Source organism: Flavobacterium sp., from assembly GCF_039930565.1.
Taxonomy (GTDB): domain Bacteria; phylum Bacteroidota; class Bacteroidia; order Flavobacteriales; family Flavobacteriaceae; genus Flavobacterium.
In genome coordinates, this window is sequence record NZ_JBDTTP010000098.1 from 1 (window position 1) to 12,193 (window position 12,193).

Genomic DNA, 12,193 nt, shown 5'->3' on the forward strand with positions numbered 1-12,193 from the left:
CAACTGAGCTAAGAAGGAAGGTGTTGCTCTTTTTCGCGAGTGCAAATATAGTTGAATTTTTAATTTCCCAAAAATATTTTGACTCTTTTTAAAAATTATTTTTATTTGCCTACAATGGCTTTGTATATGTCATTACCGTTAGCAAACAAAAGCAGTGCGATAAGTATAAAGAAACCAACCATTTGTGCATTTTCAAGGAATTTATCGCTCGGTTTTCTGCCACTGATTATTTCATACAATAAAAACATTACATGGCCTCCGTCTAGTGCCGGAATTGGCAGTAAATTCATTACGCCTAACATAATTGAGAGTAAAGCGGTGATTGACCAGAAAGATTCCCAACTCCAGGTATTCGGAAAAATGTTAAAAATAGCCGCAAAACCACCTACTTCTTTATACGCTTCTGTTTTAGGATTAAATATAGTTTTCAGACTATTCCCATAATCAACTAATCCATTTGCACCTGTTTTAATTCCAATTGGAATAGATTCTGCAAAACTATATTGCTCACGATTAATTTTATAAAGATTCAATTTTTCCAGATTAGAGTAAGGCAATCCCAAGGCATAAGCTACTCCAGACTTGGATTCTTTGTTGAATTTTAAAGTTGTCTGAATGACCTTATCCCCTCTCTTTATTGTCACTGGAACAATTTTTCCACTAAATTTTTTAAATTGTGATACAACTTGGTCTGCATATTGAACAGGAGCACCGTTGACATGCGTTATTATATCAGCAGTTTGTAAAACTTTAGTATTTGGAGAATTTTTTTCAAATCCCCTAACAACAAATGGAATTCTCAATTCGACTAAAGTTCGTTTAGCTCCGGAATTACTAATTTGATTAATAATGTTGATAGGGAATTTAATGGTTTTTATTTCATTATTTCTCTCAATACTAACCTCACTTGCCAAAAATAAATTTTTAGAAATATCATCATAACGATCCATTTTCTTACCGTTTACAGAAAGAATTTTATCCCCGGTTTGAATACCTGTTTTTTCAATTGCCGGATTGGTTACCCAAATACCATCTTTCAAGTCGGCATTTGCTACATAAGTATCTCCGTAAACAAATGCCATTCCGATATAAATAATAAACGCCAATATAAAGTTTACCGTAACACCACCCAACATAATAATTAAACGCTGCCATGCCGGTTTAGAACGAAACTCCCAAGGCTGTGGAGGCAAGGCCATTTGTTCCTTGTCCATACTTTCGTCGATCATTCCGGAGATTTTCACATAACCTCCAAGCGGAAGCCATCCGATTCCGTATTCTGTTTCACCGATTTTCTTTTTTAACAATGAATATTTCACATCAAAAAACAAATAAAATTTTTCGACTCTGGTTTTAAATAATTTTGCAGGAATAAAATGCCCTAATTCGTGAAGAATAATAAGTAATGATAAACTCAATAAAAATTGAGAGAGCTTGATAACTATATCCATTTTGTATTTTTAGTTCGTAATTTTAACGCACAAAAGTAACGTTTCTATTTTAATTTGATGGCGCAATATAGCACATAAGGTTTTAAATGTTTGTTAATTAATACAATTTAGATTTCTCCTTTAACAAGATATTTTAACTTTACTTTTTAAGGCCTATCATTACATTGGTAGTACAAAATCATTAAAAGTTACATTATATGGCTTCACTATTATTTTCTCCTCTTACGATAAAAAACATTATTTTAAAAAACAGAATTGTTATTTCGCCTATGTGCCAATATTCTTCCGTTGACGGATTTGCAAACGACTGGCATCTGGTTCATTTAGGAAGCCGTGCTACTGGCGGAGCAGGCCTGATCATTCAGGAAGCCTCAGCCGTTTCTCCGGAAGGCCGAATTTCTCCGGCAGATTTAGGAATCTGGAAAGACGAACACATTGAAAAACTAAAAACAATCAATGAATTTATCGTTTCACAAAATTCTGTTCCCGGAATTCAATTGGCTCATGCCGGGCGAAAAGCAAGTGTTTCTGAACCCTGGCTGGGAAATAAAAAATTAGACAAATCAAATATTGGATGGACAACTTTTGCTCCAAGTGCTATTCCGTACCATGAAAACGAGCCTTATCTTCCTGTAGCATTAGATGAAATTGGTATTCAAAAAGTAATTTCAGATTTTAAGGCTGCAACAAAAAGAGCTGTTGAAGCAGGATATCAGGTTTTGGAAATTCACGCTGCACACGGATATTTATTGCACCAGTTTTTGTCACCATTAACAAATGAAAGAACGGATCAATACGGAGGAAGCTTCGAAAACCGAATCCGATTTACGTTAGAAATTTTAGAGGCTGTACAATTAGAATGGCCATCAGATCTGCCTTTGTTTGTTCGTATTTCAGCAACAGACTGGGCAGATGGCGGATGGAATCCGGAAGAATCCGTAAAACTCTCCGCAATCCTAAAAGAAAAAGGAGTTGATTTAATTGATGTTTCGTCAGGCGGACTTGTTTCGCATCAGCAAATTCCGGTGGGGCCAGGCTATCAGGTTCCATTTTCGGAGAAAATCAAAAAAGAAACTCAGATCTTAACGGGTGCTGTGGGTTTAATTACTGAAGCAAAGCAAGCCGAAGAAATTGTTAGCAATGGTCAGGCCGATTTGATTTTATTTGCCAGGGAATCACTAAGAAACCCTAATTTAGCTTTGGATTTTGCCAGAGAATTAAATGACGAAATCCAATGGCCAAAACAATATGAAAGAGCCAAAACACGATAATTTACAACTAAATAAAATGCAAAAAATAAAAACTTCACTATTATCATATGGGATGTCGGGAAAAATTTTTCACGCTCCTTTTTTAGATCTTCATCCGGGATTTGAATTATTAGGTTCCTGGGAAAGAAGCAAAAAATTAATCCATGAAGATTACCCATCCGTAAAAAGTTATGCTTCTTTAGAGGAATTATTAGCCGATGATGTTGATTTGGTAATCGTTAACACTCCTGTTGATACACATTACGATTATGCAAAAAAAGTTTTGCTGGCAGGAAAACATGCCGTAGTCGAAAAAGCCTTTACAACTACTGTCGCTCAAGCTGAAGAATTAGACAAAATCGCTAAAGAAAAAGGTGTAAAACTAATAGTTTTTCAAAACAGACGTTGGGACAGTGATTTTAAAACTATTCAGAAAGTAATTAACGAAGGGGTTTTGGGAGATTTGGTCGAAGCCGAATTTCATTTTGACAGATATAATCCTGAATTGAGTCCAAAGCTTCACAAGGAAACTGTAAATGATGGCGCCGGAATCCTGAAAGATTTAGGTCCGCATTTAATCGATCAGGCGGTTTGCTTATTTGGATCTCCAAAAGGTGTTTTTGCAGATATTCGAATCACTCGCGAAAACTCACTAGTCGATGACTGGATCGATTTGTTATTGATTTACGAAGATGTAAGAGTACGTTTAAAATCCAGTTTTTTTGTGAGAGAAGCAAATCCAGCGTATACCATTCACGGAAAAAAAGGTTCTGTCTTAAAACCTCGCGGTGATGTTCAGGAAGATGAATTGAAGGTTGGGAAAAAACCAAATCGTGAAAACTGGGGAACCGAACCAGACGAATTACAAGGAATTTTACATACTGAAATTGATGGAAACCCAGTTCGTGAAAAAATTAAAACCCTTCAGGGCAATTATTTTGAATTTTTTGACGGTGTTTACGATTCGATCATAAATGACAAAACCGAACCTGTTACCGCCCAGGATGGTATAAAAGTAATGCAGATTATTGAAGCTGCTATTGCCAGTAATACTCATAAAAAAATCATTAATTTATAAACAATAACGTTGTATCTGATGTTTGCCAAAGTACTAATTAGTGTTGAAAGATGCTTTTTAGTACTTTTGTTTTTAACTGAACTTTAAAAACGTATCTGTGCTAAATTTCAATCCATTATCACTATTCCAGACAAAAGGAAAAATCAAAAAAAAATACAGAGAGGCAAAAGCTTCGTATTTAAACCGAATTCGTTTTGCGGTTGGAATGTTTTATTTTGCAATGGGTTTAAGTTTCGCCACCTGGGCGAGCAGAATCCCGGATATAAAAACAGCATTGCACTTATCAGAAGGGCAATTAGGTTCCATTCTTTTTGCTTTGCCAGTTGGACAATTAATTATCATGCCATTTTCAGGTAAAATGGTTACTAAGTTTGGAAGCCATCGTGTTTTAGTTTTCTCCTTAATAATGTATGTGCTTAGTCTGACTAATTTAGGACTGGCAACAACAGCTTTACAGCTTTCGTTAGGGCTTTTTGTATTTGGCATTTTTGGTAACTTAGCTAATATTGCTGTCAATACACAAGGTGTTTATACGGAAACTCTTTTCAAAAAAAATATCCTTTCTTCTTTTCATGGCATGTGGAGTTTTGCCGGTTTCACAGGAGCTTTGGTTGGATTAGGAATATTGGCATTAAAATTAGTGCCCTATCATCATTTTCTTATCATAACAGCGGTTGTTTTTATAATGATTGGATTTAATTTTAAGTTTTTAATTAAAGCCAAAGAAAAAATAAAGATAAAAAAAGAAAGCAAAAGCTTATTTACACGACCTGATATCACTCTATTATGGCTTGGTGTAATAGGATTTTGCAGTATGGCAAGTGAAGGCGTAATGTTTGACTGGAGCGGGATATATTTTAAGGAAATAGTAAAAGCTCCTGGAGCATTAGTTATTCTGGGATATACATCATTTATGATTATGATGTCTGGCGGGCGATTCATAGGCGATAAAATGAATAACAAGTTTGGCAGACAGCGTGTTATGCAAATCAGTGGGTGTATGATTTCTGTTGGTCTCTTTACTTCTGTTATCTTTCCTTACATCATACCCTGTACAATAGCTTTTATGGTAGTGGGTTTGGGAGTTTCGACTATCGTTCCTACTGTTTATAGTATTGCGGGAAAAAATTCGACAGTATCTCCGGGTGAAGCCCTGACTATTGTTTCCAGCATCAGCTTTCTTGGCTTTTTAATGGGTCCGCCTATAATTGGTTACATTGCAGAAACCTTTGGACTTCAATTTTCATTTGCTTTTATTGGAATTTTTGGCATACTGATCGCTTTTATGGTCTCGAAAATTAACATATCAGCTAATTAATTATTGATTTCATCATCACTATAACAAGTTATTTCAGAAAAAAAACACAATTATATCCTCTGCTTCAGTTAATTGAAGTAAATCAAAACAGAATGTAAATTTTCAACAAGAAAGAGTAGCTTATAAAGTATTTTGTACTACATTTGTAATACAATTCATACTTATAATTACTTATTGTATTATGTTTGAAAATCTGGAATACCACTAAATTATTTTCAAACATCTTTTCCAAATCCGATTTGATTTTTTGATTAGTACTTCTGAACTCAGAACCACTAGTCAGGAACATATTAATTAATCCCCTTTTCCTCGAAAAGAAAAGGGGAATTTTTTTAAACAAATGCGGCTTTTTCCATGCTAAAAAAACATCTGATTTTCATACTTTTTCTAATTTCAATAATCACTTCTGCCCAACAGCAAACTACTATTTCAGGAAAGGTGATTGATGGCAAAACACAAATTCCCATAAAAAATAGTGTAGTTAGTATTCAAAATTCTAACATCACACAACTCACAAAGACTGATGGAAGTTTCGACCTCCAGTGCACAATAAGCGGTGAACAATTGGTTTTGCTACATAGTCAGGGATATAAGGACCTGTTATTAAAAGTAACTGTAAACTTTGGACAAAAAGTAAATCTTGGCATATTACAACTTGAAGAAGATTTTTCAGATGAAGTTCCCGCCGCTTTAATAACAATTTTAGAAAGTGATTTGGAAGATGACAACAGTTCTTCGGAAAATACTTCCGGACTTTTACAATCTTCAAAAGATGCATTTTTACAAGCAGCTGCATTCAATTGGGGGCAGGCCAGATTTAGTGTCCGTGGATTGGAGAGTGAAAATGCATCGATGATGTTGAATGGCATGAAAATGAATAAAATTTTTGATGGCAGACCGCAATGGAATAATTGGGGAGGATTAAATGATGTGCTCAGAAATCAGGAATTTTCAATTGGCGCTGCTCCTTCTGATTATACTTTCGGAGGCATTTTAGGAACCCAGCAAATTTTCACCCGGGCATCGGCCTATAGAAAAGGAACCAGAATGTCTCTTTCAGGAACGAATACCAATTACAACTGGAGAACAATGGTAACTTATGCATCAGGAATGGATCGTTCTGGTTGGGCATATGTTATTTCAGCAGGAAAACGATGGGCAGATGAAGGCCATTTTGAAGGTACAGATTATGATGCAAATTCGTTTTTCATAAGTTTAGAAAAGAAATTAAATCCCAGGCATTCCTTAAATTTTACAGGATTCTACACGCCAAATTCACGTGGTAAAAATTCCCCAAATACAGATGAAGTGACCGTACTTAAATCCGAAAAATACAATTCCTACTGGGGTTTTCAAAACGGAGAAAAACGTAATGCCAGAGTCAAAACCATTGAAGAACCTTTATTTATGCTTAATCATTATTTTAAAATTAATGACCGTTCCATTCTAAATTCTGGTGCAATGTACCAATTTGGAAAAGTGGGCAACAGCAATATTGATTATCAAAATGCAGACAGTCCTGACCCTGCCTATTACAGGAAATTACCCAGTTATTTCAGTTCACTTTATGGAGCAGACAAAGGAGAGTTTTCAGGAGAGTTTACACCTGATTATGAAAATGCAGCAAAGAGCAGGGTGTTATTTTTAGAAAATTCACAAATAGATTGGGATGAAATGTACAGTACGAATCAAAAAGCCGTCGTTAATTCTGAGAGAATTATTACGGGATATGAAGCTTCAAAAAGCCATTATGTGCTCTACGAAGACAGAACTGATGATAAAACTTTTGCTTTTAATTCCAACTTCAACACATCACTCACAGAAAATATATTTTTTAGTGGAGGCATACTTTTTAAAAACTTAAAATCTCATAATTTTCAAAATCTTCTTGATTTATTAGGTGGCAGTTATTTTGAGGATATCGATTCCTTTTATAAAGGAGACCAATCCCAATCCGATTTAAAAAATCCTGACCGGAAAGTAAAAGTTGGCGATACGTATGGTTATAATTTTAATTATTATGCCACAACAACAGATGCATTTTCACAGTTTAAATTTGCTTACAGGAAAGTCGATTTTTATTTGGGAAATTCCTTTTCAACTTCAAAATACCAAAGAGAAGGTTTGTATCAAAACGGGATTTATCCAAATACTTCTTCAGGCAGAAGCCAAAAAGTTAATTTTGAAAATTTTGGGTTCAAAGGTGGCTTTACCTATAAAATTTCAGGAAAGCAATGGCTGTTTTTCAGCGGAATGCATCTTAACAAAGCCCCATCACTTCGAAATACTTTTTCTAATTCAAGATTGAACAATTCAATTGTAAATGGAATCGAAAATGAAAACATTAGTGCTGCCGATGTGAATTATGTTTACCATTCCCCAAAACTAAAAATGCGAATTACGGGTTATTACGCAATCATAAAAAACACGACCGAAACATCCTTTTTTTATGCCGAAGGAATTTTTGACAATGGTGCCGGCTACGACAATACCGACGCATTTGTAAGTCAGACCCTGATGAATTTAGACAAGAAAAACGTGGGTGCTGAGTTAAGTCTGGAATATCAGATTTCATCAACATTTAAAAGCAGTTTATCTGTTGCTTATGGTAATTACACTTATAATAGCAATCCAAATGTTACAATTACCAATGATGCAAATGCAGCTATTTCCAATACCGGAACAACTTTTGATTTTGGTTCTTCCCTTCTTAAAAATTACAAACAGCCCGGAATGCCGCAACAGGCTTTATCATGTGGAATAGAATATCGTGATCCTGAATTCTGGTGGATTTCTGCTAATATCAATTACATAACCAATAGTTATGTCGATGTATCTCCGATTTCAAGAACATCCCGTTTTTATATAAATCCTGCAAGCGGGTTCAATTTTCCTGAAGCATCAGAAGAACGAGCAAAAGTGTTGCTAAAGCAAGAAAAATTAAATCCCGTTTCCTTACTAAATGTAACAGGCGGAAAATCCTGGCGTATTTATAATAAAACAATTGGCCTTTTTGCCAGTGTCAATAATGTCCTTGATTTTAAATATAAAACAGGTGGTTTTGAACAGACCAGAAATTCAAACTTCAGGGAGTTAGATCAGGATGTTTCCAGCGGGACGCCTTCTTTTGGCTCCAAATATTTCTATGGTTACGGAAGAACTTATTTCATAAACATGACTATCAATTTATAAAATTATTTTTAATGAAAAACAATTATAAAAGCCTATTTGCCTTATTGTTTATATTACTTTTTTGCAATTGTAATGACGATATTACAATTCCGAAATTAGAATGTACACAGCCTGATTTTACTATAAACAGAAATGTGGAAGAAGTTCTAAAAACCGCTACTATAACTGCAACAAAATATGTTTATGATGACGTTATTGAAGCTTATGTAGTTTCAAGTGATGAAAATGGAAATTTTTTCAAGACTATATATTTTCAGACTTTGGCGACTGAAAACAACCCAGCGATTGGATTTAGCGTTTCGGTAGATGCAACCAATACGTATGTCGATTATCGTGTTGGAAATAAAGTTTATATCAAATTAAAAGATCAGTTTACCGATTTATTTTATGGTGGAATGCGGATTGGAAGTCTGTATGAAGGTAATTCAGGAGCAGCTTCTGTAGGGAGGATTTCTCAAAATGATTATAAAAAAGTATTACATGCTTCGTGTACTATGGTTGAGGAAAATAAATTAGTCAATCAGGTTACTATTGAAGAAGCTTTAAATGAAAGCAACCTAAATACTCTAATTGAATTATCTGACGTTCAATTTACTGAATCGGCCCTTGGACGTCATTATTTTGAAGAAGCCAATAATGTTGGAGGGGCTACTAATTGGAATTTAAGGGATAAATCCGGAAATCAAATTATTTTCAGGACCAGCAGTTTTGCAGATTTTTCGGCAAGTTTGGTTCCTGAAGGAAGCGGAAAAGTCCGTGGAATTTTAACCAAATATGGTTCCGATTATCAGTTAATGGCACGTTCAGAAAAAGACGTTGCAATGGGTGGAAAAACAAATATTCCTTTTTTTATCCAGGATTTTCAATCCGTTACCAACAATATTAATTTTGCATTACCAGGCTGGAGTAATGTAGTAGAAAAGGCATCAAAATTATGGAGAAGTATGGTTACTGCCGGAAACGGATATGCTGAGTTTAATACCACAAGCACGACAGCTGCCCAAAATATTGCCTGGCTCATTACTCCTAAAATTAATTTAACCGATTATAAAAATACGGTGCTGTCTTTTAGGAGTGCACAACATGACTTGAAAGTTGATTCGCCTTTGAATACATTGGAAATTTACATTTCAACCAATTTTGATGGATCAAATTTAACCAAGGCAACCTGGATAAAATTAGATGCTAAAGTTGCATCACTTTCCACACCTATACGCGAATTCATCAGTTCAGGAGGAATCGATTTATCTTCTTATACTGGAAATATTAATATTGCTTTTAAATATTTGGGGTCAGGAAAAGATAAAACGCTAAATGGAGCATTTATGGTGGATGATGTGAAATTGTTTGGAGAAAAATAACTACATAAACAAAATGATAATGCATTGATTATCAGTATAAAAAACATTAAAAATATAATTATTGCGTTTTTCATTTGTTAAATTGTTAGAATTTGCCAGAATTTTGTATTTTGGTGTTCCCAAATCAATTAAAACATATGAAAAAAATCTACTTTTTTGCTATTATTGCAATGATTTCTACCGGTTTATTGCACAGTCAGGAAAGTCCTGTGCGATTAAAACAAATTAATGTTATAAAAACAAATTACCAAAACTCTAAAGATGGTGAAATCGTAAATAAAACCTTTTTGTTTAAGGACGGTAAAATAGAAACCATTACCACTTCAGATGTTATTCAGCATTTCTTTTACAATACCAGAGGATTATTGGATATGACTGTTAAAGATAAAATAGGAAGCGACTGGAAAGAAGTCGTAAACTATACTTATGATGCAGATAACCAGATTACAAAATTTATAAAAAAATACCAAGAAGGCCCTGATTATATTACAAAAGTAGTAACATTTGGTTATGACGGAGCAAGGATAAAGGTAGCAACTAAAAAAAGTACGAATCATCAAAATCTAGTTGATGATATTGAATATCTTGTAGAAAATGGTATAGTCGTCAGACGCACTTCAAGGGATAAAAGCAAAGCAATAATTGGCAAAATTGAATATGTATATGTCAATGATAATGTTGTAAAACATAAGGGTTTGGTTGGAGATAAAATATCCAAAACATATACATATGATGATAAAAAATCTGTTAATGCATTAATTGTTCAAAGTTTATTTGGTGACAATTATAAAGTAATAGTTCCAATGATTTCCTATCATGAAGATGAATTTAGTTTTGAATCCATTTCTTATAATAATGAAATGAATTTCAGCCCATCTTCAACCGCATTGGTTGCTGTTTCTAAAAAGTATAAATACAATAAGTTAGATTATCCAATCTCTTGTTCCCAAATTGAAGAAAACGGAATTGTGAAAACTGAAAAATCTTTTATTTACGAATAACAAAATTTCTCTTTCAGATCTTGGGATTAAGAATTATCAACTAAAATCTGATAATTCTTAATCCTTTTTTTAAAGATGAAACATTAATAATTTAAAAAATGAATTCTATAAGAAAACCTACTTTACAAATGATTAAATTTGCATCTTATTCAAAGCTATGTTAGAAAAAGAAGTTATCAATTTTGAGAAAACAGCCATTGTTGGTATTGTAACTCAAAATCAAAGTGAGGAGAAACTTAACGAATATCTGGACGAACTGGAGTTTTTGACATTTACCGCAGGAGGTGAAGTAATCAAACGCTTTTCACAAAAAATGGAACGCCCAAATCCGAAAACTTTTGTTGGAACTGGGAAAATTGAAGAAATCAATCTTTTTGTAAAGGAGAATGATATTTCTACCTTGATTTTTGATGATGAGCTTTCGCCTTCACAACAAAAAAATATTTCAAAAATTATAGATTGCAAAATCTTAGACAGAACGCATCTTATACTTGATATTTTTGCACAAAGAGCAGAAACATCTTATGCGAGAACGCAGGTTGAATTGGCGCAGTGCCAGTATTTGTTACCTAGGCTCTCTGGAATGTGGACACACCTTGAGCGTCAAAAAGGAGGTATTGGTATGCGTGGTCCTGGTGAAACGGAAATTGAAACCGACAGACGTATCGTTCGTGACCGAATTTCGTTATTAAAAGATAAAATCAAAACCATTGACAAACAAATGGGTGTTCAACGTAGTAATCGCGGAGCAATGGTACGTGTTGCCCTTGTAGGATATACCAATGTTGGAAAATCAACCTTGATGAATGCAGTTGGCAAAAGCGATGTTTTTGTTGAAAATAAATTATTTGCAACCTTAGATACAACTGTTAGAAAGGTAGTGATTAAAAATTTGCCTTTTTTACTTTCTGATACGGTAGGTTTTATCAGAAAATTGCCAACACAATTGGTAGATTCTTTTAAGAGTACACTGGATGAAGTTCGTGAAGCTGATTTGTTATTACATATTGTGGATATTTCACACCCTGAATTCGAAGATCATATTGCATCTGTAAATCAGACTTTACAGGATATCAAGGCACATGAAAAACCAGTTATTATGGTTTTCAATAAAATTGATACCTACAAACACCTGACCATTGATGAAGATGATTTAATGACTGAGAAAACACCCAGACATTATACACTTGATGAATGGAAAGCAACATGGATGCATCGTTTAGGCGAAGATAATGCACTATTTATTTCGGCTACCAATAAAGAGAATTTTGAGGAATTTAGAGAAAGGGTTTATGAAGCCGTAAGACAAATTCATATTACCAGATTTCCTTATAATAAATTTTTGTATCCGGATTACAAGGATGCTATCGAGAAAGAACAAGATGAAGAATAAAAAAACGGCTTTTGATAAATTCAAAAGCCGTTTTTTTATGATGTTTTTTTTTAAATGTTTAAAAGAAGCCGAATGTTTGTAATTAGCCCCGACAGAAGCCTACCGTGTGGACACATCTAAGAATAATTGCCATCCTTCCATTATTGCTG

8 protein-coding genes are annotated in these 12,193 nt (G+C 34.1%); 7 read left to right on the forward strand and 1 reads right to left on the reverse strand.

All coding sequences use genetic code 11. The features are described from left to right. Nucleotides 1-101: 101 nt before the first annotated feature. On the reverse strand, nucleotides 102-1,451 hold the full coding sequence (rseP, locus tag ABI657_RS17490) for an RIP metalloprotease RseP (RefSeq protein ID WP_348098556.1): 1,350 nt from the start codon (nucleotides 1,449-1,451) through the stop codon (nucleotides 102-104). 197 nt (nucleotides 1,452-1,648) lie between these two features. On the opposite strand from rseP, the gene ABI657_RS17495 reads away from it, so the two are divergent. The 7 genes from ABI657_RS17495 to hflX all read left to right on the forward strand — a co-directional run bounded on the left by ABI657_RS17495 (nucleotide 1,649) and on the right by hflX (nucleotide 12,044). Continuing rightward, entirely contained in the window at nucleotides 1,649-2,722 is a 1,074-nt protein-coding gene (locus ABI657_RS17495; protein WP_348098557.1) for an NADH:flavin oxidoreductase/NADH oxidase, read from the forward strand. A gap of 16 nt (nucleotides 2,723-2,738) precedes the next feature. Continuing rightward, nucleotides 2,739-3,779: a Gfo/Idh/MocA family oxidoreductase gene (locus ABI657_RS17500; RefSeq protein ID WP_348098558.1), complete on the forward strand. Its 1,041-nt coding sequence runs from the start codon at nucleotides 2,739-2,741 to the stop codon at nucleotides 3,777-3,779. A 97-nt stretch (nucleotides 3,780-3,876) separates the two neighbouring features. Further along, nucleotides 3,877-5,097: an MFS transporter gene (locus tag ABI657_RS17505; RefSeq protein ID WP_348098559.1), complete on the forward strand. Its 1,221-nt coding sequence runs from the start codon at nucleotides 3,877-3,879 to the stop codon at nucleotides 5,095-5,097. A 354-nt stretch (nucleotides 5,098-5,451) separates the two neighbouring features. Next, nucleotides 5,452-8,289, forward strand: a complete 2,838-nt coding sequence (locus tag ABI657_RS17510; RefSeq protein ID WP_348098560.1) for a TonB-dependent receptor — start codon at nucleotides 5,452-5,454, stop codon at nucleotides 8,287-8,289. Nucleotides 8,290-8,300: 11 nt separating this feature from the next. Further along, entirely contained in the window at nucleotides 8,301-9,650 is a 1,350-nt protein-coding gene (locus ABI657_RS17515; RefSeq protein ID WP_348098561.1) for a DUF5689 domain-containing protein, read from the forward strand. Between the two features lie 137 nt (nucleotides 9,651-9,787). Further along, nucleotides 9,788-10,651, forward strand: coding sequence for a hypothetical protein (locus tag ABI657_RS17520; protein WP_348098562.1), 864 nt, complete (start codon nucleotides 9,788-9,790; stop codon nucleotides 10,649-10,651). Nucleotides 10,652-10,808: 157 nt separating this feature from the next. Next, nucleotides 10,809-12,044: a GTPase HflX gene (gene hflX, locus ABI657_RS17525; RefSeq protein ID WP_348098563.1), complete on the forward strand. Its 1,236-nt coding sequence runs from the start codon at nucleotides 10,809-10,811 to the stop codon at nucleotides 12,042-12,044. Nucleotides 12,045-12,193: the final 149 nt, after the last annotated feature.

Coding starts and splice junctions, on each gene's coding strand:
- ABI657_RS17495 (WP_348098557.1), top strand. CDS start 1,649: ATGGCTTCACTATTATTTTCTCCTCTTACGATAAAAAACATTATTTTA.
- ABI657_RS17515 (WP_348098561.1), top strand. CDS start 8,301: ATGAAAAACAATTATAAAAGCCTATTTGCCTTATTGTTTATATTACTT.
- ABI657_RS17500 (WP_348098558.1), top strand. CDS start 2,739: ATGCAAAAAATAAAAACTTCACTATTATCATATGGGATGTCGGGAAAA.
- ABI657_RS17510 (WP_348098560.1), top strand. CDS start 5,452: ATGCTAAAAAAACATCTGATTTTCATACTTTTTCTAATTTCAATAATC.
- rseP (WP_348098556.1), bottom strand. CDS start 1,451: ATGGATATAGTTATCAAGCTCTCTCAATTTTTATTGAGTTTATCATTA.
- ABI657_RS17520 (WP_348098562.1), top strand. CDS start 9,788: ATGAAAAAAATCTACTTTTTTGCTATTATTGCAATGATTTCTACCGGT.
- hflX (WP_348098563.1), top strand. CDS start 10,809: ATGTTAGAAAAAGAAGTTATCAATTTTGAGAAAACAGCCATTGTTGGT.